Below are 25616 nucleotides of genomic sequence, written 5' to 3'. Positions count from 1 at the left end.
GGTCTCTTCTCTGTAAAATTCCCGATATTTCAAATTTGTTCGATGCCAACATCAAAACCACATTTTTGTAATTCGTTCCCCTTGAATCCTGTCTCTCCGCCTCAGTAAAATATTTTTAATATTCTTATATATTAGTACTTTATCCCTCTTTTCTTTAAAAATGATTGTTTGTGGCATATAAAATGCTTTTTCCGGTTGTGACACTTAAAAGAAAAAAAAGTTCATCCCATGAATCATGATGAACGGTCATTTTGCATTTTGGCCTGGATAACCGCCTATCGACAGCAGCGAAGGCCCCATGAATAAAAAGGATAAAAATTTTTTCCGTCGAATCAAAAGGGCCTTGCTGCTGAATCATCTTATAACCATAACCCCAAATTAAGGAAAGATCTATGATGAAAAGATTTTGTGTTCACGTTTCTATGTGGATGATTCTTGCTGTGATGATTTTCGCTCCAATGCCTGCGTTTTCCGGGTCTCCGGAATCGGATGAACCCATTAAAATCACCCTCCATGACTGGACCGGTCAGCTGGTGACCAGTCATTTAATGGGACAGGTCCTCCAATCCATGGGCTATCATATCAAATATGTCACTGCCGATTATATTGCCCAGTTTGCAGGATTGGAATCCGGAGATCTGCACCTTGCCATGGAGATCTGGGAAACCACCGGAAAGCAGGCCATGCTGAAGTCCCTGGCCACGGGCAAGACCGAAGATCTTGGGGAAACCGGTCTGTTTGCCAAGGAAGAGTGGTGGTATCCGGCCTATATGAAAGAAAAATGTCCGGGCCTCCCGGACTGGAAGGCTCTGAACAAATGCGCCGAACTTTTTGCCACTCCGGAAACCTCTCCCAAGGGGCGCTATCTATGCGCACCGGTTACATGGGGCGGCTTTGACGAGGAACGGGTCAAGGCCCTGGGCCTGAATTACGAGGTGGTCCATGCCGGAACCGATGCGGCCCTGTTTGCCGAACTCACCTCCGCATACCAGCGGAAAGCCCCGATCCTTCTCTGGGTATACACCCCCCACTGGGTTCCTATTAAGTACAAGGGGGAGTGGATCAAGTTCCCCGAATATACGGATAAGTGTTACGAAGATCCTTCCTGGGGAAGCAACCCGAAGATGGCCTATGACTGCGGCAAACCGGCCGGATGGATTAAAAAGGTTGCCTGGGCCGGTCTCAAGGACAAATGGCCGGGTGCCCATAAGGCCATCAAGGCATTCCACATCGAAAACAAGGAAATGGGGGAGATGATCGCCAAAATCGACCTGGACGGAGAAAAACTGGAAAAAGTTGTGGCCGAATACCTGAAAACCCATGAAGCCGTCTGGAAGGAATGGGTCAAATAGAGATGACCGCTCCCAAAGCTGAAAAATCGACCGAAGGGGCCGTTAAACTGGCCTGCCGCAACGTATGGAAGCTCTTTGGAATCCATCCAAAGCAATTTCTTGCCGAGCACGGTTATCAGCCGACCTATGAGGAGATCTGTGGCGCCGGGTTGATCGGCGCCACCCGGGATGTATCCCTGGATATCTATGAAGGGGAGATCTTCGTTATCATGGGATTGTCCGGTTCCGGGAAATCCACCCTGGTCCGGAATATGTCCCGGCTGATCGAACCCACGGCCGGGGAGATCCTTTTTGACGGCATGGATCTTCTCAAAGCCGACGAGAAGACCCTCATCCGTATCCGCCGGAAAAAAATGGGCATGGTGTTCCAGAACTTCGGCCTCCTGCCCCATCGGAACGTCCTGGACAACGTGGCCTTCCCCCTGGAGGTTCAGGGGGTGGCCAGGTTTGTCCGGGAAGAAGAGGCCGAGCTGATGATCGAACTGGTGGGGCTCAAAGGCCGGGAAAATTATTTCCCCAGGGAGCTGTCCGGCGGGGAACAGCAGCGGGTCGGTATTGCCAGGTCCCTGGCCGTGGAACCGGAGGTCTGGTTTCTGGACGAGCCCTTTTCAGCCCTGGACCCGCTCATCCGGGCGGAAATGCAGGATGAATTTTTACGGCTCCAGAAAGTCCTCCACAAAACCATCGTATTTATTACCCATGATTTTGACGAAGCCATCCGGCTGGCAGACCGGATCGCCATCATGAAAGACGGGGAAATCATCCAGGTGGGCACCCCGGAAGAACTGGTGCTGCAGCCGGCGGATTCTTATGTTTCGGAATTCACCCAAAAGGTTCCCCGGGCAAAGGTTGTGTCCGCCGCCACCCTGATGACCCCGGTGGACGGATCTTCAAAAGGGGTACCCTCTGGCAAACCGGTGACCGGAGACACCAAGATTGAAGCCCTCCTCTGCCGGTTCCTTGACCAGCGGACACCCATTCCCGTGACCGACGGGACGGACCGGATTGTCGGAGAGATCACCATGCAGGACGCTCTCCGGGTCCTTCTTGGAGAAGAGGTTAGCCTAAATGAGTGCCAATGAAATAGGAACCATTCCCGGATTGTTTAAAGTGCCTTTGCCGTCTGTCCCCCCCATGGGCCGGCCCGTTGAAGAGAGTGTCCCCCTGGAGCCGGTGAACCGGGAGGCCCCGTTGCTGAGGGCCCTGCAGCTTCTTCTGGAAAACCTGAAAACCATCCCCCTCACCCGATGGCTGTGGCCGGCCGTGTTCCTGCTCTGGGCCACGGCCCGTTGTCCTGAGCCGCCCTGGGTCGCGGTTTTCCCGGACGCCTGGATATTCCCGGTTAAAGACGGCCTGAATCATTTCATGAACTGGCTGATCAATGATCTGAGCTTCGGCCTGTTCACGTTCAAGGAAATGACCCGGTCCCTGGCCTGGCTCCTTGAATGGCCCATGAAATGGGCCATAGGTATTTTAGCCACCGGCGGTGACCTGGTGCTGGGCGGTGAAACCACCCTGCATATCCCCCATCTGCCCTGGATTGCCGTGGTGGGCATGATCGCCATTATCGGCCATTTCGTGAAAGGCTGGGGACTTGCCCTGCTTTCGGGTTCGGCATTTGTTTACCTGGCCGTGTTCGGCCAGTGGGAAAGCGCCATGATGACCTTGGCCGCCATATTGATTTCCGTGGTCATCGGCGCCCTGGCCGGATTGCTGCTCGGCATCCTGGCCGCCCAGAGCTCCCGGGCAGAGGCATGGATCCTGCCGACCCTGGATCTCATGCAGACCGTGCCGGTTTTTGCCTACCTGATTCCCATTCTCTTTCTCTTCGGTTTTGGTCCGGTTTCCGCCATGATCGCCACCATCATCTACGCAACCCCGCCCATGGTCCGGTGCACCATGCTGGGATTGCGGGCGACACCGCCCGAAATCATCGAATCGGGGCGGATGATGGGCTGCACCCCCCGCCAGCTTCTGTGGAAGGTCAAGGTTCCGGCGGCCCTGCCCCAGCTCATGGTGGGGCTCAACCAGGTCATCATGCTCTCTTTGAACATGGTTATCATCGCATCCATGATCGGTGCCGGCGGCCTTGGCTATGATGTCCTAGCCGCCCTCCGGCGTCTGAAAATCGGTGCCGGCCTGGAATCGGGCATTGCCATTGTCGTGATGGCCATTGCCCTGGACCGTCTCAGCCAGGCCTTTGCCCATAAGGTGCCGGCAAGTTCAAAGGGGGTTCCCATTTGGAAACGCCATTGGCATGCCCTGCTGGCCCTTGCCGTCGTCCTGGTCTCCTATCTTCTGTCCCAGGCCTTTCCCATGCTCATGGATTATCCCGATAACTGGACCGTTACCACCGGCCCTTTCTGGGACCAATTGATGAAATTCATCAATATCCACTTTTACGATCAGCTGGACTGGATCCGCAGCGGCCTTCTCCTGGCCGTCCTCATGCCGGTGAAACGGTTTCTGCTCGGGCTGCCCTGGGTGGCCGTGACCCTGGCCCTGGGCCTGATTGCCTACCGGATCAAAGGGTTCAGCCTGGCCGTTCTGGTGGTCAGTCTGGCCTCTTTTATCGCGGTTACCGGGTTTTGGGAAAAAGCCATCATCACGGTCTACCTCTGCGGCATCGGCGTGATCATTGCCACGGGGATCGGGCTTATTCTAGGGGTTTGGGCCGCCAGGAGCACCCGAACGGCCCGGGTGATGAACATCGCCCTGGATACCCTGCAGACACTGCCCTCTTTTGTCTATCTGATGCCCGTGGTGATGCTGTTCCGTGTGGGGGATGTGTCCGCATTGATCGCCATCATCGCCTATGCCATTGCCCCTGCCATACGGTACACCATCCACGGCATACTCAATGTTTCGTCCACGGTCCGGGAAGCCGCCGTGGTCTCCGGATGCACCCGCTGGCAGACCCTTTTTAAGGTCGAATTGCCCCTGGCCCTTCCGGATATCATGCTGGGCGTCAACCAGACGGTCATGCTGGCCCTGTCCATGGTCGTCATCACCGCTTTGGTGGGCACACGGGATCTGGGACAGGAGGTTTACATCGCCCTGACCCGGGCCGACAACGGACTGGGCTTGACTGCCGGACTCGGCGTTGCCTTTATCGCCACCATTGCCGACCGCCTCATCCAGGCATGGGCGGCTTCAAAGAGATCCAGTATGAGACCGGCATGACCGAATCCGCGAATGACCGCTTTGTAACCCTTTTGGGGTTTGATTTCGGCTCCACGACCAGCAGTGCCGTTGCCGCACGATCCAGGATCATTACCCACCGGGTCTCAGGGGATGTCTCCCTTGAACGCCCTAAAATCATCTTCCGTTCAACCCCGGTGTTTACCCCCTTTAGGGGAGAAGACCTGGATATTTCCTCCCTGGATCGGATCATCCGGGGATGGATGGAACAGGGAGACCTTAAAGGGAAAGATATTTTTTCCGGCGGGGCCATTGTTACCGGCCTTGCCGCCACCCGGAGAAACGCCGGCAAACTGGGATCCCTGGTCCGGGAACATGCCGGGGAGTCCTTGATTGCCACGGCCGATGATCCTTCCCTGGAATCCTGGCTGGCCTTTATGGGGAGCTGTTATTCCCTGTCGAAAGTTCACCCCCGGCGCCCTGTGCTCAATTTCGATGTCGGAGGCGGAACCACCAATACGGCCCTGGGCCGGGAAGGGGATATCCTAAGCACCGGATGTGCCTTTATCGGTGCCCGTCACTTCTGTTTTTCTCCGGGCACCTACCGGTTAAAGGAGATGTCTTCCTTTGGAAAAAAGCTCTTGGACCGGCTGGGAATTTCCATTGTCCCGGGAGACCTTCTCAAAAAGGAAGACCTGGACCGTCTTGTGGACTGGATGGTCCGTTATCTGGAAGATCTGGCCACCGGCCGGCGGTCCCTGCAGAAAGAGCCTGATTTTGATTTTCTGGAACAGGTTCCCCTCTGTCTTCCGGATTTGAATTTTCCGGAAAAAACAGCCCCGTTGATGATCACCTTTTCCGGGGGAGTCGGAGAGCTGGTCTATACGGCGGCCCTGGGCGAACCCATGCCCGGAGTCACAGCCTTTGGAGACCTGGGAGTCGATCTGGCCCTGAGGATCCTCTCCTCCCCTGTTCTTTCCAAAGACTTGTTGGACAACATGCCCGAGAACAGGGGGCATGCCACCGTATACGGGCTGGCCCTCTACCATACGGAAATATCGGGTACCACCCTGTTTCTGCCCAATCCCGCATGGCTGCCCCTGAAAGAACTGCCCATCGTGGCCCGGTTGAAAATCGACCATGGTCCGGACCGTATTTCCCGGGCCCTGGGCCTGGCCCGGCAATGCTCTACCAGTGCCGCCGTACAGGTCATGGCCGAACCCGGCCATTCCGGAAAAGGCCATGGGCCGGATCAATTCCGGCAGTTCGGCATGCATATGAAAACCATGATGACAAAGGCCCAATGGCCTGAAGACCGCCCCCTTGTGCTGCTGGTCAACAGCAATTGCGGGAAAACCCTGGGCAATTATGCCACCCAATGGGGGCAGATCCCCCTGCCCATCATCGTTCTTGACGAAATCCCGGACCGGGATGCCAAGTTCGTCACCATCGGCCGGGAGCAAGGTGTTCTGGTGCCGGTTTCTTTTTTCGGCATGCACCATGAAACCTCTCCCGCAGCCGCCGGAATTTGCGACCGACAGGACAAGCAAACCGTCAAAAAGAGGAGACCCTCATGAAATCATTGACATCCATTATTGATATTCAGATTCCGGAGCCCCGGCCCGATAAGGAATACACCACCTGCCTCATGGACAGGACCTACACGTTTCAAGGTCTCAAACACCTTTTGGGCGCCGCAGACTACCCCAAGGCCGGGGATTGTTCCGCAGGCCTGGCCGCCGCAGATGAAGCGGCCCGGGAGGCGGCCCGGGCCCTTCTATCCTCTCTTACCCTGAAACATCTCTTTGAACATCCCCTGACAGATGATTCCGGACAGGTGGATTCGGTCATGAGGGTGAACTATGATATTGACGGAGAGGTGTTTGATTCCATTTCCCACCTGACCCTGGGAGAGGTAAAGGACAAACTGATGGGACAGACAGGGGAGGGGATCAAACGGATCGGCCGTGGATTGACCGGCCCCATGGCCGCTGCCCTTGCCAAACTCATGGATGTCCATGAGTTGATCTTTGTGTCCAAAAAAATTGAAACCCGGACAAAGGCCCGCACCGGGATCGGGCAGCGGGGAACCCTCTCCTCCCGGCTTCAGCCCAACCATCCCACCGATGATACGGAGGGATTGACCCTGCTCACCTATCTGGGCCTGTCCATGGGCAGCGGTGACTGTCTGATCGGCGTAAATCCGGCAGAGGATACCGTTAAAAATATCACGGCCGTCCTGGAGCAGCTCGATGCAGTCCGCAGGCAGACCGGTGCCCCCACCCAGATCTGTGTGCTGGGCCATGTCAAGACCCAGACCAGCTGCCTGGAGCAGGGGGCTCCCGTGGAAATTTTGTTCCAGAGCCTTGCCGGTACGGACCAGACCCTGGTGGAGGAATTTGATGTCACTGTGGATGACCTTGACGCCGCCTGGGATATGATGAACCGGATCGGTCCCCTCAGGGATGAAGCGGATCAGATGATGTACTTTGAAACCGGTCAGGGCAGTGAAGTCAGTTACGGGAAACACAACGGCATGGACATGACCACCTGTGAAGCGCTCTGCTACGGACTGGCCCGCCGGTATAACCCGTTCATGGTTAACAATGTGACCGGGTTTATCGGTCCGGAAACCCACCGGGACGATATGGAGATGGTCATATCCAACCTCCAGGATCATTTCATGGGCAAGCTCATGGGACTCCCCATGGGAATGGCCCCCTGCTACACCCTTCACTCCAACATTGCCTCGGAAGGCCAGCAGATCGCCACCGAGCTGTTGACCGCAGCCGGGGCCAATTATTACATGGATGTTTATCTGAACACCGACCGGATGCTGGCCTATTTCGATACCAGCAGCCACGACGACCAGACCTTACGGGAGATCCACGGCCGCAGTCCCGCCCCAGAATTCGCAGAATGGGCCGTGTCCAAGGGAATTTATATCCAAACACCGGAGGGAGAATACACCCGGGGTCCCAACTGGGGAAATCCCAAAATTTTCTGCCGGTCTGAAACGGAATTCCAGGCTCTGCTGGGGTCCCTTCCGGCAGCCTACGGCTTTGAAAACGCCGGTCCCCGCCCGGCAAACCAGGTATCCCGGACCTCCCGGTTCAACCAGGCAACCGCGCGCAATGCCATTTACAGTGATCTTGATCCCGAGCAATTGATCGTTGACGGTCTTGAACCGGATCGCTTCAAATGGATTTTCACAGCCGCAGACAGCCGTGAAGCCCACCTGAATGATCCGGAAAAAGGAACCCGTCTGTCTTCGGAGAGCCGAAGCCTGCTGGGGCAGCTCGGTCCGTCGGATGTGCGGATCGTCCTTTCGGACGGTCTCAGCGCCGATGCCATCCATCACAACATTCCCGATTTGCTCCCGGTTCTCATGGACGGGCTTCAGAGCCGGAACCTCTGCATCGGGGAAATTCTTATTGCGCCCTTTGGCCGGGTAAAGCTGGCGGAAGCCATTTCCGGGGAATCGAATCCCCGCCTGGTCATCATGCTCATCGGCGAGCGGCCCGGGGGCGATGCCCATGCATCCAAAAGCATGTCCGCATATCTCATGTTTCCCCTTGATCCGTCCTTTTCCGACACGAAAAACAGACACGAATATACCGTGATTTCGAACATATACAGCAACGGCCTGCCCCCCCTGGAGGCCGGAAGCCTGATCGCGGAAAAAGCCCTTGAGATTCTCAGGCACCAGGCCGCAGGAAACCGGCTGGAGAAAATCCTGAAAGGAAAAACAATTGAATCAGAAGCGGGGTCACTCTGAATATCCCTACATAAATCCTAAGCAGGATATCCAGAATTCTAGGGAGACTACCGGATCTCAGGACACCAACCAAACCGGATATAAGGAGTGCCATCCCAAAGGACAGCACTCCGATTGTAAGGGTTTTACCCTGGATGCCGCTGCCAGTTGCGGGATGTAGGGAACCAGAAATCCGAAATCAAATTCTTTAATATATTTATAAGGACAGCCACTTTTGATACGCTTTATCAAAAGCGCCGTTCGACTTCACCATTTTTATGGCGTCATTAATTTTCCGGGTCAGCTCGTCTTCCCCGTGGTCCATAACAACAACAACATCAACGGACTTGACCGGATCATTGATAATCTTTAAATCCGAATTCCCTTTTACCGTGGTGGCTGCATAGGCAAATCCGACAACCACGGCATCAACTCTGCCGTTTTTTAAATCGATAAGGGCTTCGGCATTCCGTTCATACCTTCGGATATCCTTTGTAACAATCCCCTTATTTTTCAAGTTGTCCACTGCGGCTTCACTCGTGCAGTTTGTCTGTACGCCGACAATTTTACCTGAGAGGTCTTCTTTGGAATTGATATCTTCTACGGATGCCCGAGTTATAATAATCTCGCTGACCTGATGATAAGGGATGCTCATGTTGACATTTTTAGAGGCCCGGGTGGCTGTTTCAGGAGATATACAGGAAATGATGATATCATGATCACCCTTTTTCATCCCTGCCACAAGTCCTTCCCAGGCGGTATCCTTCATCACCATTTCCAGGCCAAGCGCATCTCCCAGTGCTTTGGCAAAGTCCGTATCAAAACCTTCAATCTTATTGTTGGTATCTCTGAAGGAAAACGGGGGATATTCCGGGCAGTTACCAACAACCAGTTTTCCTGTCTTTTGAATCTGCGCCCATTTGCCATCGGCTGCCATGGCAGATATGGAAAACATTATTGAAACCATCACCACCATGGGAACAAACTTTAACCCAATCTTTCTACCCATCATTCAAATCCTTTCATATCATTAAATTAAATGTATCAACTCATACGGTCCCCAGTATTACCGGCAGGCACCATACACTTTATCAATTGCCTCCTGGGCCTGGACACAGGTATTGAATTTTTTTTCGAAAAACACGTATAATCCGTCCGGACCAAGCTCTCTGGCTACGATGACGGCATCCTCCACAGAGTGGCAGACGACTTCCAGACACAGTCCTCTTTTCTTTATTTTCTTCAGCACATGCAGGTAGTCTTTGACACCTTCTATATACGGTTCTGGATTCCAGAAAATACCGGTCAAAGACTGGATATCGGCCAGGGCATCAACAAATCGTGCGTGTTTCACTGAACACATGTTGAACATGGAATAATCCATGTGATCACAGACCTGGACAAGTTCAGGGATGACAAATTCTTTAAACATGTCTTCTGAAATCATCACGCTGAAATCACACCGGACACTTTCGAATTTGCCTTCAGCAAATACCTGAAACCAGGATGCAGATTCTCCATATCCTTTTTCCTTGAGATATGCATAAAAATAATCATAAAATTGAAGATAGACTTCCGTCATCTCTTCTACTCTTTTTTTAATGAGTTTCTTTTTACAAACCAAATCGGTAAGAAGGGTTTTAGATCCGCACATCCCGTATATCGAAGACAGCGCATCAAGCGTCGTGGGTGTGTTGACCATGGCTCTGTCTTTAACGGTATGAATTACTTTATCATAACAACATTCCAAATCCTTTACCAAGGCATTGTTGGGAGTGAAAAGCGGTATCGGGTTATCCAGTTTAAAACCACCGGATTTAAAATCGATAAAGTTTTGCGTGCTGCTGTAATCATAATCTCCTCCGGCAAGGACAGCGGTATTTGTGATGTCCAATCCGACCGTCAGGCTTGCGACCGGTATGGCATCTGCAAGAAAACAGGTTCCGTTCAGATAATTATTTACCCTGTTTACATGCCAGTCTGGAAACAAATCCCATTCTTTCCGTGTCTTTTGGGAAACCCAGGGCTTTGGTATAAATTCTGGGTTTTCTGCAATAGCAAAAACAAGTGGAACGCCAATCGAATCGTTTTCCCAGAATGCTCTGTGTCTTTCTATGCATTCTTTTCCCCGTTTTTTTAGCGCATAGCCCAAAATATTTCCCCGCATAAACTTACCAAAATATTGATCATATTTATGCGGGGAAAAGATCTCCGTCAAATCGTTTATATACATATTCTATAGAAAACATATAGGAAAACCATATATAAATACTTAAGAAAGGACTGCTTGAAAAATTGCAGAAGAATTATTTTTTCAAGGACAAGGATAATTGATCGAAAAGGCTGTCCAGTGTTTCCACGCCGTTGATCTCATCCACGGCAAAAAATGGAATATGTATGCCGGCATCGTCGAGTAATGAACGAAAATTCTCAATAAAAATTCCCGGTTCATTTTCCCATTCCATCTGTTTGATTTTAGTCCATGTTTTTTTCGTATTCGAAAAATCACCATGCCATGAAGGACACCGGCATGTTTTATGGACACCACAGCTTGGGCTGCCGTCTATTCCGATGACCCCTTCTATCCTATAGCCACATTCATGGTACATCCGGACTTGTCCCACTATCGGTTCGAGCAATGATCGACATTGCGTCTGGAAAAAAGGATATTCAAACTGGTCCTTTACATGTCCCCAACGGTTTAAACCAAGAATTTCAGTTTCCGGACATGGCAGTTGAATCATTGCGACATCATGGTCAATCAAGAAACAAATCAGCTCTTTAATGGCACTTTTATATTCAGCAATACCTTGGACTTTTGAATTAACATTTAAAATGCAGTGTGCCAGAAAGATGAGCCGTTTTGATCTTTTCATAATGAATCCTGTTTTTACAAAATCAGCCTGAATGTGGCTAAATTCAAATGAAATTACAAAGCATCTGAAATTGAGTCAAATCGTTTATTTTAATATTATATCGGGCCGCAATAGGCAGTATCAATTTATCGGCAGTAACTAGGTAGTATCAATCGATTCTGTTTTTCATCGACCCGGTTCTTCACATTTGGCTTTCCACAATTTTCGGAAAAAAAAAGACCTCATCCAATACTCGAAGAGTTTTTCTCAGAGGTTCCACAAGAGGGCCAAATAAAACTTTGCGGCCAGCTAAGCTTCAAGATATAGGCAAGGCGAGCATTTTCAGTTCTAAACTATTTATCAAACTCCTGGAATGTCCCCGGATAAATAATAAAATACCGATTAAAACCATACTGCCGCCCCGTGGTGAGAGTGCGGATTCAGATCATGGGCCGGTCAGGGCAATGCCGGGCCTCATGGATCTTTTTTAAATTTAATATCTTTTACTGCGTCTTTTAAAATATCCAGCACATTGCTGCCGCTTTCCCGGGCGATCCTATGGGCATCCTCCACAATTTTTTCGGCATGGGCAGATATTTCAGCCTTGTCAGGCAGAACCATGCCTGATTTTTCATATTTCCAGACAAGAAGTTTTCTTGCAAAGGCAATCTCCTGTTTCCGGACAAATCCTTTTTTTCCAAAAATGGCCATGGGGGCAGTGCCTCTCAATGATATCCCTAAAGGTTTCTAAAATAGCCGCCGTCTCAATAAAAACTGATTGTTAAAGGATACTATGCTTCAAATGCTCGCACCAGGGCTTTCTTAAGTTCCAGGAACAGATAGGGTTTTGCCAGTCTGGCTTTGAATCCGTACTCCTGAAAGTTTGCCATTACCGGATCTGTGGAATACCCGCTGGAAACGATGATCCGGGCTTGCGGGTCAAGGGAGAGAATCTCTTCTGCCACCCGCTGTCCGCCCATTCCTCCGGGTATGGTCAGATCCGCAATCACAAGATCATAGGCATCCTCTTTTTGCCGGGCATCCTGATATTTTAAAACGGCCTCCTGTCCTTCAGCGGCATAGGAGACCCTGTGCCCCAGCCTCTCCATCATCTCCCCGAGAAGATCCCGGACCGCGGGTTCATCATCCAGAATCAGGACGCGGAAATGGGAGACCTCGGGACCCTCTGTTTTCTCCACCCGGTTTTCCGTTTCTTCGGCCCGGGGCTTTTCAGATACCGGCAAAAGGATAGTGAAGGTTGTCCCCTGGTTCAGCCTGGAATCAACACGTATCTCCCCGTTATGCTTGCGGATGATGGAATGGATGATGGCCAGCCCCAGACCGCTTCCGTGCTGTTTGGTCGTAAAATACGGGTCAAATATTTTTTCAATATACTGGGGGGCGATCCCCACACCCCGGTCCTGGATCTCAATGCAGACGAATCTTCCCTCCCGTGTATTCACATTCCCGGCCGTTATGGTTATTTTTCCGCCGGTGGGCATGGCCTGCTGGGCGTTGACGACCAGGTTGCCGATCACCTGGCTCAACTGCCCCTTGTCCGCTTCCACCGGCCACAGATCCCGGGCCATACGGGTCTCCAGCTTGGCCCGGCTTCCCCGGATGGAAAACCGGGCGGTTTCAGCGATGACCTCTCCAATGGAAAGGGTTTCTTTGACAGGATCTCCCCCCTTGGCAAAGGTGAGCAGCTGGTTGGTCAGATGGGTGGCGGTTTCCATGGAGCCCAGGGCGGATTTCAAAAACTTCTGGGATTCATGATGGTCGGGCAGAAGCATTTTCACCATCTCAATATTGCCGAACAGCCCGGTCAGGACATTGTTGAAATCGTGGGCAATTCCCCCGGCCAGGATTCCAACGGATTCCAGTTTGCCTAATTTCAGCCGTTCCTCTTCTGCCCGCTTCCGGTGGGTGATATCGGTGACAAAACCGAGAATGCGGGTGTTGGAAAGCTTCACCGCATCAATTGTCCACTCATTCAAACTGCCGTCTTTTTTGTTAAAGGACAGATCTCCGGTTGTCTTTCCGGTTTTCCATACCGTTTCAAAATGTTTCTCAGCCCTTTTGTGATCTTTGGGGGAGACCAGCGCCATCAGGTCCATGCCCTGCAATTCCCCGCTATCATATCCGGTCAGCTTTTCCGCCGCTCTGTTTACCTCCAGGAGGTTTCTATTTTCGTCGGCCACAAAAATCCCGCCCGGGGCATTTTCCACATAGCTTCTGAACTTTTCCTCACTTGCCCGGATCTGCCGGGTCTTTTTGTCAACCTGCCGCCTCAGGCTGATGGACCAGATCCATAAAAGGGTCACCAGAGCCAGAGCGAGGCCGGCCCCCACGGACAATACAGCCCAAACGGATCCGGGGATGCGTGAAGATCCCGTATTGAGCCATTTCCGGTAAATTTCCCGCTGCCGCTCGGGAGAAATCCGGTCCACGGCCTTGTCCACAATGCTGAACAGGATGGGATCTTGGATGGAGACCGCCGCGCCCAGGCGGTTCACATAACCGGTCTCCCCGGCAATTTTTAAATTGGCAATCCCCTGGTTTTCAATCAGATACGAGGCTGACATCTGACTGATGATCATGGCATCGCAGTTGTCCGTTGCCACGGCCCTCAGGCCGTCCAGACTGTCCGGAAAATATTCAGGGGTAATCTGGGGAAAATACCGGGCAATATATTCATTCACCGCGTAATTGGCTGTGGAGCAGACCCGGCTTGCGTCGAGGTCTTTCATCGTGTCCGCCCCGCTGTCCTTCCCGGTGACAATCACATATACTTCCTTGATCAGGGGATCGGTAAAAGAGAGGTATTCAACCCTTTTATCTGTCCGGGAAATGCCCAGAAGAATAAACTTCCGGCCGGTTTTTGAGTATTCCATCAACTCGTCCCAGGTTTTGAAATTCCTGGCAGCGAATTTGATTCCCAAGAGCCCTTCAATTTCGGCCAGATGATCCATCACAATGCCGATGTACCGTCCCTTGGAATCATAATACCCGTAGGGCGGGTCCTCGTACCCGATCAGCATCTCCAGTTCGCCTCCGTGCTGCCGGAGCCAGGTCCGCTCTTCAGGGGTTAAAAAATCACTCTTTCTGATCTGACAGGAACCCATGGTCAGAATCAGCACGAAGCTGAAGAGAAACAGCAGAGCTTTCCCGTATGTTTTTTTCAAATGAACAATTCCTGTTACAGTTTTTCGCTAACGCCGGTTTCGATCTCTCCGATCTTAATCTGGATATTGTCATCCTTTACACTGACGGATCAGAACGAAATGATTTCCAAATAAATCATTCCGTTTCCCGGAGGCAGCAGTCGTGCTGCCCCATAAAATCCGGCCGGGAAAACCCAGTGTCCGGAATAAGATTACAGGTTGCTTTTCTCTTTTGTTCGATCCAGAGACTCCCTCACCTTCACAGCCAACGCTTTCCTTGAAAACGGCTTCTGAATAAAATTGACGCCTTTGTCGAGTACACCATGGTGGGCAATAACGTTGGCCGTGTATCCGGACATGAACAGCCGCTTTATATCCGGGTACAGGGAAAGGAGGCTCCCGGCCAGGTCCCGGCCATTCATCTCCGGCATGATCACGTCGGTTAAGAGCAGGTGGATCTTTCCGGCAAACTCCTGGGCAAGACGAATGGCCTCACCCGGTGTTTTGGCCGGTATCACCTGATAGCCCAGTCTTTCCAGCATCATCTTCGTCATTCTCAGAATCGCCGGCTCGTCTTCCACCAGCAGGATGGTCTCGTGCCCTTTTCCGGCTGGATGGTCCCTGACCTCATCCGGCAAGACCTCTGCCTTGGTTTGATGTCTTGGAAGGTAAACCTTAAAAGCCGTTCCGCAGCCCGGCTCGCTGTAGACATTGATGAAACCGTTGTTCTGTCTGACGATACCGTACACCGTAGCCAGGCCCAGGCCGGTCCCCTTGTCCACCCCTTTGGTGGTGAAAAAGGGCTCAAACAGATGATCCAGGGTCTGTTTATCCATGCCGCATCCGTTGTCGCTGACGGTCAGCAGCACGTAATTACCGGGTGTAAACCCCCTATGCTGGGCGCAGTAGTCCTTGTCAAAAGCGGCGCTGCCCGTTTCAATGGTGAGCCTGCCCGTGCCCGCGATGGCGTCCCGGGCGTTGACACAGAGGTTGGCCAGGATCTGGTCGATCTGGGAGGGATCGATCCTGACCCGGGGCAGCTCCTTTCCCGGCTGCCAGCTGAGATCGATGTCTTCGCCGATGATCCTCCGCAGCATCCGCAGCATTCCTTCGACCGTATCGTTCAAATCAAGGACCACCGGGGCAACGGCCTGTTTGCGCGCAAAGGCCAGCAGCTGCCGGGTGATATCCGCCGAATGTTGTGCGGCCTTTTGAATTTCCTGGAGATCGGCGTGGATCGGTTGCTCCGGACCAACGTATTCCAGAGCCATTTCCGTATGACCGAGAATCACACTCAGCATATTGTTGAAATCGTGGGCCACGCCTCCGGCCAGCCGGCCGATGGATTCCATCTTCTGCGCCTGGGCCAGCTGGGCCTGGAGCTTCTCCCGCTCTTTTTCCTCTCGTTTGCGCTCGGTGATGTCGGTATGGGTTCCGGTCATCCGAACCGGTTTCCCCTCATCGTCATTCTTTACGATCCGGGCCTGATCCAGGATCCATTTATACTGCCCGTTCTTGGCACGCATACGATACTCGATCCTGTGTACGGACGTTTTCCCGTCCAGATGGTCCTGAATGGATTTCCATGCCGCGGCACAGTCATCGGGATGGTGCAGGTCGGTCCACTGCTTTACCGTATATTCAATCTCCTTCAGGGTATAGCCGAGCATCTCCGCCCAGTATCTGTTTCGTTTGACCACTCCGGTCTGGATATCCCAATCCCAATAGCCCAATTGGCTGCCTTCCATTACCAGCTGAAGGCGTTCTTCGCTCTCGCGCAGCTCTTCCTCGGCCCGCTTGCGCTTGGAGACATCCCAAACCGTTGATATCATGAGCTTCTTGCCTGGAACCGGTGTGTTTTGGGCGCTGATAAAAGCCGTCTCTCTGCCCTGCCGGGTAATGGGGACCTCCTCCCAGTGCATGCGTTCCGGATCACCGCTGGCGCAATCCTCCAATATCCTTTTTTTTATTTTTTCACGGAACCCAGGTTCTTCATACACTGAATTCCAGAAACCATCTTCCCTGGAAAGTGCCTCCCGCGTTGTCCGATAAAACCTTGGGAAATTGTCGTTCATATAGGAGAAAGTTACATTGGGATCGACCGAGTTCACGGCCACGCCAATGGGCAGGTTGTCCATCACCGCTTTGATATAGGCTTCACTCTCGCGCAGCTCTTCCACTGCCCGCTGGCGCTCGGATTCGACCTTTTCCAACTCTTGGACCCGTTGCTCAAGTTCTTCGTAGGTGGGTTTTTCAGGCATTGTTTTGATCTCTTTTGTCGGTCAGATGAAAATTTACATTTTCCCATTATGCTTGAATCCCCAAAAAATTAACAGCACTTATTCGATTTATGTGTAATATAAGTTGGTTCCAAGGATACCGCATAAAGTTCAGCCCTGTATTTTTAAGGCCTTGTCTGGAAATTCCCCGGACCGGGAACAAGAATAACCGCTTTTATTAAATAGAGCGTCTTTTATGACTGGGGGATATGCCCGGCCTCCATCACGGCTTTCAGATTTTCAAGGGGCGTGTCCGGAAGACAATCACAACCAAATGAGAGCATGAAATTCGGATATTGCCGCATATCTTGAAGATGGGATAAGGTAATCTCCCGGATTTCTTCGGGAGTTTTTTCCTTTAATACGCCAAGGGGGTCGATATTGCCACAGATCACAATATCCCGGGGGATTTGCGGGGCAATGCCGGGGATATCCACCAATTGGTCCAGGCTGAGACATTCTGCTCCGCAATCGAGCAACTGCTTCAAGAGATGGGTGGTATTGCCGCAGATATGCAGCGCCTTCCAGGCGTCAAAGGAATCATAGACCTGCCGAAGACTTGGGCCAACCAGGTCTTCAAACCGCCGGGGGGACAACATGATGGCCGAAGGTTCGGAAATGATGATCAATTGAACGCCGGCAGCCACGGCTGACCGGATATAGCGGCTGACCGTTTTTACGGTAAAGGCCAGCATATGATTGACAAATTCAGGCTCCCGCACAATGGCCCGGGCAAGATTGGTTGCCCCGGCAAGTTCCATGGCCAGGGTAAAAGGTCCTTCCACAGAGAGCATCAAGGGTTTTTCAAAACGATTGGCCAGCAATCCAAGGCTTTCCATGTATACCGGCATCAAACCGTCTATTTCAGGATTCAAAGGCCTGTATTCAGACAGTTTATCATTATCTGTGATCAGATTTTCCACCACACTTGGAAAATCATGGGACGGCCTCAGCATGGGAATGCCCAATGCCTCGCAGAAGATCTTGCCGTAATCCATGGGATAAATAAAATCAGCCGGAAAGGTTTCGTCCATTGCCCGGGCCACCTCAAGCTGCTTTTCAGGGGATCGGTATACCTCATAAAGGGGGTAGCCGGTGAGACGAAGGCCGATGGTGCTCATCCAGGGCATAATGGCCCGGTGGTTCTTTTGCCCGATAAACTCAAGCAAGGATCCTTTTTTCCCGGAGGGTCTGTTGCCGGATCCCATGAGCCGCCCGACCGTTTCAACGGCAACCAGGGCATCTTCGGCATATCCGTCAGCGCCGATGGACCGGGCAAAATCCTGGGTAACCGGTGCCCCCCCCACAATAATCATGGGCCTGTCTTCTTTGCAGCGCCCGTGACAATCCTCAACGATCTTTGCCATACCGGCCATGGTGGTTGTCATCAGAGAAGAAACCGCAATAACCCGGGCTCCGACCTCCATTGCCTTATCCACAAACGCGGACAGGGGCACATTTCTTCCCAGATCGATCACCTCGTATCCCTCTGCCTTGAGCATCATACCCACGATGTTTTTCCCGATATCATGGGTATCTCCCTCTACCACCCCCATAACGATTCTTCCCTTTAGAGGGTCTTTTGTTTCCAGAACCTCCGGAGACAGAACCTCCAGGCCTGCATTCATTGTTTCGGCACAGCAGATGAGTTCCGGGACAAAATACTCACCCGCTGCATACAGGGCCCCGACTTTTTTCATGCCCCGGGCCAGACCGTGGTGGATCGCAGCCAGGGGCGGCACTCCTGCTTCCAGCGCCATCCGGGCGGCAGCCTTTGTCTCGTCGATATCCATGGCCACCACTGCATCTGCTAAATTTTTCAGAATTTCCTCTGACATGATAGGTCCTCCTTTTATCCGACAATTATTTCAACATCTTCCACCCGCTGGCCGGATTGGGCATTAAAAACATGCAGGTCTTGCCTGGCCACACCCAAAGAGACCTGCTGGCCCAGGGTCAATGGCTCGCTGGAAAGCCGGCACCTGACCTCATATCCCCCGCAATCAATGATGGCAAAGATATCTGCTCCTGTCGGTTCCAGTATCTGGACCCTGCCCTTGAACCCAAGCCCGCTGTTGACCCCCGGCCTGACTTTTTCCGGCCTGAATCCCACAAAACAGGTCTCCGCCGTTTTGTCCGGGGGCTTTGGAGGCGGGCTGCCATGGATTTTAAATCTGTTGTCCCCTTCTTGGTGTGCACTCAAAAAATTCATGGCTGGATTGCCCATAAACGTGGCCACGAAATGGGTCATGGGGTGTTGATAGATTTCATCCGGGGTTCCCACCTGGATAATCCGGCCCTGGTTCATGACAGCGATCCGGTCGGCAAGACCCATGGCTTCAATCTGATCATGGGTAACAAAGACCATGGTGGTATTGAGCCGGGCATGCAGTTTTTTGATCTCCGTCCGGATCTGTGTCCGGAGCAGGGCATCAAGGTTTGACAGGGGTTCATCCATGAGAAAAATTTTCGGGTTCCGGACCAGGGCCCGGCCCATGGCAACCCGCTGGCACTCGCCTCCGGAAAGGTGACCGGGCTTGCGTTTGAGCAGATGATGGATCTCCAACTGCCTGGCAACATCTTCCACGCGCTCCCGGATCTGCTTTCTGCCGAACCCGCGCATTTTAAGGCCAAAGGAGAGGTTGCCGAAAACCGTCTTATGGGGATAAAGGGCATAATTCTGGAAAACCATTGCCACATCCCTTGCCTTGGGGGTCAGATGCTCAACAGGTTGTCCGTCAAAGAGAATGTGCCCGCTGTCATTGGATTCCAGTCCGGCGATGACATTGAGCAGGGTTGACTTGCCGCACCCGGAAGGCCCTATGATCACCATGAGTTCCCCCGGTTTTACGTCCAAACTGATCTCCTTGAGAACAGGGATTCTGTCCAGGGTTTTGCTTATATTCTGCAGGGATAAACGTGTCATAAAGGCTCTTTACTTATGGATGGAAGCCGAGGTTAATCCTTCGACAATATATTTCTGAAAACCCGCAAATAGGATGATCAGCGGAAGAACAATGACGGTTCCGGCGGCGGTCAAAAGGCCGTAATCGATACGGTAATTGCCCATCAGGGCGTGCATCCCTGCCGATGCGGTGCGGTGGGCATCGGTCAGGGTCAGGGTCAGGGCAAACAGATACTCTCCCCACCCCAGAATAAAAGCAAAAATACCCACGGCCGCAATGGAAGGGAGCATGACCGGCAGAATCACATGAAAAATCGCCTGCAGTCTGCTGCACCCATCCACCCGGGCCGCCCTTTCCAGTTCCGGCGGGATCTTATCGAAAAAACCAAGAAGCAGCCATATGGCGATGGGGAGAACAAAGGACAGGTTGGTCAAAATCAGAATCGTATACGTATCCAGCAGGTTGAGCCGGGATGCCCAGAAAAAAATGGGAAAGACAAGACTGATGGCCGGAAACATGTAGGTGGTCAACAGGGCCTGGCGGATCAAGCGCCGGCCGGAAAATTGAAAAAACACAAGGGCATAGGCTGCCAGAATCCCCACGACAACGGCAATGGCTGCGGAAACCGATGCAACGATCAGGCTGTTCAAAAGGTAAACCGGAAATTCAGGAATGGACAGGAGTTTTTCATAGGATGCCAGGGTAAATCGCTCCGGGATGATGGACGGCGTGCTTGAAAAGATCTCGCCGGTCGGCTTAAAAGAAGTTGAGACGGCAACCACTGCGGGCAGGATCAGCAAACCCGTAACCAGGGTCAGCCCAAGGTAAAAAAACCCGGCCCGAAACCATGAATATGCCTTGTTCATGAGCTTCATCCTCCCTGCTGCCTTCTGGACGCCAGAATCACGTACACACTGCTTAAAATCAGCAGTATATAGAAAATGATCGAAGCCACGGCAGACCCGTACCCGGTCTGCGTCCCTTCAAAGGCCAGATGAAAGGCCAGGGTGCTCAGCAGTTCGGTTCTGCCCCCGGGTCCGCCCTGGGTGATGATCCAGACCAGGTTAAAGGTTTTGAACATGAAAATAACCTGAAGCAGGATATTCACAAAAAAAACCGGTTGCAGACCTGGCAGGGTGATGTGGAAAAATTGCTGGATCCGGCCGGCACCGTCCGCCCTGGCCGCCCGGTACAGATCCGGGTCAATGGCCTGCAGCCCTGCCATGAACATGAGCATGACAAAGGGATATTCGACCCAGACATTGGCGGCGATCACCGAAGGCCACACATAATGGGGATCAACCAAAAAGAGAATCGGTTTTTGAATCAGGTGAAAATGGAGCAGCAGATGGTTCAGATACCCGTAAAAATCATTGTACATCCACCGGAAAATAAGGCCGGTTACAATGGCGGGAATCACCCAGGGCATCAGAAGGACAGTATGGAACAGCCCGCGCATCCGGAATCGGCGATTCAGGGCCAGGGCCATACCGAAACCGAGAAAAAGATTGAGGGCACCGGTAACCCCGGCAAAGACAATGGAATGGCCGAACGCCCGCCAGAAATTGGAGTCGCCCATCAGATTTCTGTAATTTTCCATGCCCACGAAATGATAGTCCTGGACCGCCATGGTCTTATCCGTAAGGGAAAAAAAAATGGCATAGGATACCGGATAGATCAATACACCAAAGACAATGATCACTGCCGGTGCGAGAAATCCATAGGGCACCGGATCGGTGCCCCATGGTCCTTTGATGCGAAAACCCATTTTCCGGGCTAATGGCTCTTGGCTTTCTCGATAATTTGAGCCATATGGTCATGGGCTTTTTTCAGAGCGGCTTCAGGCGTCATTCCGTTGCTGATGACATCCTCAACGGGCTCTGCCAGTACATGCTGCCCCCCGATGATCTCCAGCCCGGGAACGGCGGCAGAACTTAACCAGCCGGTCTGAACCGAAGAAGCAGACTGCTCGGCAATGGCCCGGTACCAGTCAAACTTTGTCAGATCCGGGTCCTGGGCAATGGCCTTGAACGGGGAAACATTCCCGGAAATAAGGCACCACTCCTTTTGGATCTCTGGTTTGGACATGAATTTTATAAATTTTTTGGCTTCTTCCGGGTGCCGGGCCTTGGCAAACACATAGAACCCGCCCACACCGGACCAGCTGCCGGAATGGCCTGTGGGTCCGGCCGGCAGGGGGGCAAACCCGATGTTTTTGTAGTTGTCCGGAAACATCTCTTGAATCAGCGTTCCGTAGCCGCCCCACATGGGGGTCATGGCCACCTGTCCGGCACCGATGATATTGGCATTGTCCCCGTATTTCCATGCCACGGCTCCCTGGGGGACCACCTTGTGCTTTAGATAAAGATCGGTATAAAACTTGAGGGCAGTTAAATTTTCCGGACTGTTGAGTGCCACATTGCCCTCTTCATCCAGCATGGATCCGCCGGCAGCCCACATCATTCCTGCGTAAACCTGGCGGGTGTCATAGGTTTTTCCAAGGTAAAGACCCAGGCCGTAAACCCCGTCCCGGGTTGTGGCAAGGGAGATCTTTACCAGCTCATCCCAGGTTTTTGGGGGATGATCATAGCCTGCGGCCTTGAGCAGGTCTTTTCGGTAACACATGACCAGGTTGGCGTCGGCATTGGGAACACAATAGGTCTTTTGGTCCAGCACATATTGTTTGATCAGGGCTTCCTGGAAAGCACCGACCCCGCCAAGATCGGCAATGACATCATCCACCGGCATGATATGACCCTGTTTGGCCAGCGGCATGATCTGGGGAGGGCTGTTGTAAGAGATATCCGGCACCTTGCCCGATTCCACGGCAGCCGATGTTTTCTGGAAGATATTGCCCCAGGATTCCCAGGTCATATTCATTTTTATTCCCGGATTCTCGGTTTCAAATGCCTTGATATGCTTTCCCCAGAAGGCTTTTTCCGCTGCTGCACTGTACCCAAAGGGCGGATATGAAAACTCCACCACTGTTTCCGCCTGTGATGCAGATATGCTGAAAATACAAATGGCTGTGGCGAAAAACAAAGTGATCAACCTAGAAATAACTCTGCTGTACTGCTCCATACACCTCTCTCCTATTGTTAATGTGTGTGTCCCGTGCCAGGTATGCACAGGCGGCCCCTTTGATCCGTTATGCAATGAAAGGCTGCACCGCTATTCACAATGGCATTGAAGCCAAAACCCCTTATCAGCCGCGAGATGAAGTCATGGCACGAGAGTTCTCTTTAATCGGGTTCTCTATGTTAAAAATTTCCATGCGTCAATTTGATAATATCTATTAAAACAGGGGTTATCATAGGCATTGGCTATGGGATGAGGCAAATTTTTAAACAGAACGCGGGGATAGAAAAAAATCATCAAATGAATTGTGAAAACCGGGTAAAAGCGTAACCCAATATATGCGGCGAAATGACCCACTTGGCCAAGGGACAGCATCGACATGAAAGCCAACATGACCATTTGGTATACAAATATCTCGCTTTTCCCAATTGAATTTTACTTCAAAATTTACTATGGATTCACATCGTAATAAAACGTCTGCACCTTTCCATCTTTCATAGAACCGGGGTGTGGAAGCGATGTTAAACGAAGCGCCGGCAGAAAATGCAAAACCCGGAGGAACGTGATAAACACGTTGGATCGATCTATGAGCAAGCCAAATGCTGAAAACAGTCATTTATTGAGTATACGGAACCGGATTCTTATCTTTGCGGTGCTGGTCACCGTGGTTCCGTCATTGGCCATGGGACTTCTGCTTCAGAATATGCTGCAATCTACGATAGAGGAGAAGGTTGAACAGAAGTTTATCGATTCCGCGCAGATCATGGAAAGGGAAATTTCGCTCTGGGTCAAGGAGCGGGTTTACGATCTGAATGTTTTCTCGAACTCTTCCATTGTATCGGATGTGGTCACAGACTATCTCAAGAGGATGGAAGAGGGGAAAAATCAGACCCAGGACCCGGCCTCGGGCATCGGGATGATCCATACCTACCTTACCACATTGCAGAATCAGTTTGAGGATTATGTCCGCATCTTTATTCTCTCCAGGCAGGGATCCATTATTGCCTCCTCCGGAACCGGCGGCCGTGAACCGCCTTTTCCCTTTCCTGAAGATTCCGTCGAACAGATCTCAGACAAACAATGGTTTAAAAGCGATGTATATATTGACCCAAGAGACAAGTCGCCTCTTATCCTGATCGGGGTTCCCCTTTCCCTGGATCCCCTTTATGAGTATGGAGCATTGCTGGTGATGGAGACCAGAGTAACCGGATTGAGGCCCTTATTGGATCCGGCAGAGCTGGGAGCCTCCGGTGACTCGACCTATGGCTCCCTGGTGGATATGAAGACAGAACAAGCCTTCCTGTACGGCAGGAAGGCGAGAAAAGGGCTCAAGGGGATCAATCTGGCTCTGGCCGGTGAATTGCAGAATCTTCGTGAATTCACCGGCCCCATGGATGAGCGGTTGATGGGGATGGTTGTCCCGTTCCATGAGTTGGGGTGGGGACTTTTCATTGCGGAAGATTATAAAACCGCTTTTTCCAGGGTCATCCGCTCCCGCCATCGCAATATCCTTATCGTCTGTTTTTTCGGTGTTCTCATGGGGATTGCGGCCTACTTGCTGACCCGGCAGATCATGGTTCCTTTGTCTGATTTGACCCGGGGGGCCAAAAGAGTGGCAGGAGGAGACCTGGACGTGCAACTCATGGTTCACCGGAATGATGAGATCGGGTTTGCCACCTCTGTTTTTAATGAAATGGTGGCTGAACTCAAACAGAACCAGACAAAGCTGGAACAACTGGCCACGACGGATCCGCTTACCGGGCTGAACAACAGAAAACAGGTGATGACCCTCCTTCGCAATCAATACGAATATTATCGCCGGTATAAAACCGGGTTTTCCGTACTGATGCTTGATGTCGATCATTTTAAGGCCATTAACGATACCCATGGGCACCAGGCCGGGGATACGGTCCTGAAACAGGTTGCCTTGATCTTTCAGGAGAATCTGCGGAATGTTGATTCAGCCGGCCGCTACGGCGGAGAGGAGTTCCTTGTGATCCTTGCCGAGTCTGCTAAGGATGAGGCAATTCAGGCTGCGGAACGGATCAGAGAATCCGTTGAAAATCATATATTCGTCCATGAAGAACAAAAAATTCGGCTCAATATTTCCATTGGGATCGCAAGAATCCATGAACAGGACGGGGATGAACAAAGGGTTGTCAAACGGGCCGATATGGCGCTGTACCGTGCCAAGGGAGAAGGGCGAAACCGGGTCGTTTACCTGGCTTCGGAGGATCAAACGGCGGGCGGGGATGAAAAGGGAGCGGATATTCAGTAAAGAAGTGAGAGGTGGATCCAACCGGTTTCCAGGGGATCCATCGATTTGACCTTCACCCAGTTTCGTTGAAAACCGATGGCAGTCACCCGGCTTCCCTCCGGGAGCACGGTTTTTATATCCGCCTTTATAGACGGGGCGCTTCGGAGATTTCCGGTGGTAAACAGCTCCATCTCCAAGGGGGTTGAAAAAGAGATCTCCTCCTCAGCTGGCCGGGCCTTGACCGTATCTTTGTCCACATCAATGCTTCTGACTTGTTCCATGGCCTTTCTGCACAGGAAAAAAGCGCCTTCATAGTTCTCTTTTTCCAGTTCCCGGTTGCTCGCGATAAGATTCTGCCTGGCTCTTTTATGGAGAATTGCCTGCCGGTCATCCAGGGATTGTCTTGCCATAGAGTTGATGACGGCCGTCGCCTCGGCTATGAAGGTGACGGCTCCCAGTTTACTGCCCCTGTTTGCCAGTTTTGCCTTGCTTTGTTTCAGTTCTGTTGCCAGTTTCTCATTTGCCTGAAGGCAGGCATCGGTTTCTTTGTGCCTCATGAGCAATGCGGTTTGCAGTTTCTGGGAGAGAAGTTTCTGCTCGGAAAGCTTATCCCCAAGCTGGGCGTTTTCCCTTTCCAATTTCGTGATCCGCCGGGTTTTCCTTTCGATCACCTGAAGATCAACCATCGGCGGAGCCTTAACAACCGATGCTTGTTTTTCCATTGCGCAGGATGAAAAAAGAAACGGCAGCAACAGGCCGGTTGCGATGATTGCGGCGTACTGAAAATGCATGCCTTTATATACGGGGCTGAATCTGGCTTTCGTCAT

General features: G+C 52.0%; 18 protein-coding genes. 6 read left to right on the top strand and 12 right to left on the bottom strand.

All coding sequences use genetic code 11. The features are described from left to right. Window positions 1-392 precede the first annotated feature (392 nt). From F608_RS0113150 to eutB, 5 genes are read left to right on the top strand one after another with little or no spacing between them, the layout of a single operon-like run. Window positions 393-1352 (top strand): ABC transporter substrate-binding protein, encoded by a 960-nt coding sequence (locus F608_RS0113150; protein WP_022666110.1) that lies wholly within the window; start codon window positions 393-395, stop codon window positions 1350-1352. Further along, entirely contained in the window at window positions 1340-2434 is a 1095-nt protein-coding gene (locus F608_RS0113145) for a quaternary amine ABC transporter ATP-binding protein (RefSeq protein ID WP_244154291.1), read from the top strand. The genes F608_RS0113150 and F608_RS0113145 overlap by 13 nt, the downstream gene beginning before the upstream one ends. Next, the gene (locus F608_RS31835; RefSeq protein ID WP_022666108.1) at window positions 2421-4535 is read left to right on the top strand and encodes an ABC transporter permease; all 2115 of its coding nucleotides are present in this window, start codon (window positions 2421-2423) and stop codon (window positions 4533-4535) included. Before F608_RS0113145 ends, F608_RS31835 begins: the two co-directional genes overlap by 14 nt. Further along, entirely contained in the window at window positions 4532-6070 is a 1539-nt protein-coding gene (locus tag F608_RS31830; RefSeq protein WP_022666107.1) for an ethanolamine ammonia-lyase reactivating factor EutA, read from the top strand. The genes F608_RS31835 and F608_RS31830 overlap by 4 nt, the downstream gene beginning before the upstream one ends. Continuing rightward, a complete protein-coding gene (gene eutB, locus F608_RS34790; protein WP_022666106.1) occupies window positions 6067-8271 on the top strand; it encodes an ethanolamine ammonia-lyase subunit EutB in 2205 nt (734 codons plus the stop codon). The genes F608_RS31830 and eutB overlap by 4 nt, the downstream gene beginning before the upstream one ends. 196 nt (window positions 8272-8467) lie before the next feature. On the opposite strand, the gene F608_RS0113125 is transcribed toward eutB, so the two are convergent. From F608_RS0113125 to F608_RS0113070, 11 genes are all read right to left on the bottom strand, one after another. Next, on the bottom strand, window positions 8468-9259 hold the full coding sequence (locus F608_RS0113125; RefSeq protein WP_022666105.1) for a transporter substrate-binding domain-containing protein: 792 nt from the start codon (window positions 9257-9259) through the stop codon (window positions 8468-8470). Between the two features lie 57 nt (window positions 9260-9316). Further along, window positions 9317-10402, bottom strand: coding sequence for a hypothetical protein (locus tag F608_RS0113120; protein ID WP_153307502.1), 1086 nt, complete (start codon window positions 10400-10402; stop codon window positions 9317-9319). A 154-nt stretch (window positions 10403-10556) separates the two neighbouring features. Beyond that, entirely contained in the window at window positions 10557-11126 is a 570-nt protein-coding gene (locus F608_RS0113115) for a CD3072 family TudS-related putative desulfidase (RefSeq protein ID WP_022666103.1), read from the bottom strand. A 453-nt stretch (window positions 11127-11579) separates the two neighbouring features. After that, the gene (locus tag F608_RS0113110) at window positions 11580-11816 is read right to left on the bottom strand and encodes a hypothetical protein (RefSeq protein WP_022666102.1); all 237 of its coding nucleotides are present in this window, start codon (window positions 11814-11816) and stop codon (window positions 11580-11582) included. A gap of 80 nt (window positions 11817-11896) precedes the next feature. Continuing rightward, a complete protein-coding gene (locus tag F608_RS34785) occupies window positions 11897-14290 on the bottom strand; it encodes an ATP-binding protein (RefSeq protein ID WP_022666101.1) in 2394 nt (797 codons plus the stop codon). A gap of 191 nt (window positions 14291-14481) precedes the next feature. Beyond that, window positions 14482-16530: a hybrid sensor histidine kinase/response regulator gene (locus F608_RS0113100; protein WP_022666100.1), complete on the bottom strand. Its 2049-nt coding sequence runs from the start codon at window positions 16528-16530 to the stop codon at window positions 14482-14484. A gap of 212 nt (window positions 16531-16742) precedes the next feature. Further along, window positions 16743-18386, bottom strand: a complete 1644-nt coding sequence (locus tag F608_RS35710; protein ID WP_084681126.1) for a uroporphyrinogen decarboxylase family protein — start codon at window positions 18384-18386, stop codon at window positions 16743-16745. Between the two features lie 14 nt (window positions 18387-18400). Then, window positions 18401-19474, bottom strand: a complete 1074-nt coding sequence (locus F608_RS0113085; protein WP_022666099.1) for an ABC transporter ATP-binding protein — start codon at window positions 19472-19474, stop codon at window positions 18401-18403. Between the two features lie 9 nt (window positions 19475-19483). Continuing rightward, complete coding sequence (locus tag F608_RS0113080; protein ID WP_027362719.1) at window positions 19484-20320, bottom strand: carbohydrate ABC transporter permease; 837 nt, start codon at window positions 20318-20320, stop codon at window positions 19484-19486. A gap of 5 nt (window positions 20321-20325) precedes the next feature. After that, window positions 20326-21222 carry a carbohydrate ABC transporter permease gene (locus F608_RS31805; protein ID WP_022666097.1) on the bottom strand — a complete coding sequence of 299 codons (897 nt, stop codon included), beginning with the start codon at window positions 21220-21222 and terminating at the stop codon, window positions 20326-20328. A gap of 8 nt (window positions 21223-21230) precedes the next feature. After that, complete coding sequence (locus F608_RS0113070) at window positions 21231-22436, bottom strand: ABC transporter substrate-binding protein (RefSeq protein ID WP_027362718.1); 1206 nt, start codon at window positions 22434-22436, stop codon at window positions 21231-21233. Window positions 22437-23118: 682 nt separating this feature from the next. Between F608_RS0113070 and F608_RS34780 the strand changes: the two genes are divergently transcribed. Then, window positions 23119-24810, top strand: coding sequence for a sensor domain-containing diguanylate cyclase (locus tag F608_RS34780; protein ID WP_022666095.1), 1692 nt, complete (start codon window positions 23119-23121; stop codon window positions 24808-24810). Here F608_RS34780 and F608_RS0113060 read toward each other — a convergent pair. After that, window positions 24804-25475: an SH3 domain-containing protein gene (locus F608_RS0113060; RefSeq protein ID WP_244154290.1), complete on the bottom strand. Its 672-nt coding sequence runs from the start codon at window positions 25473-25475 to the stop codon at window positions 24804-24806. The two genes, F608_RS34780 and F608_RS0113060, sit on opposite strands and share 7 nt — an antisense overlap. Between the last annotated feature and the right edge of the window lie 141 nt (window positions 25476-25616).

The sequence above is a fragment of the Desulfospira joergensenii DSM 10085 genome (genome assembly GCF_000420085.1).
Taxonomy (GTDB): Bacteria; Desulfobacterota; Desulfobacteria; order Desulfobacterales; family Desulfobacteraceae; genus Desulfospira; species Desulfospira joergensenii.
Note: the sequence above shows the minus strand (reverse complement) of the source record. Positions and strands in the feature narration are given on the sequence as shown.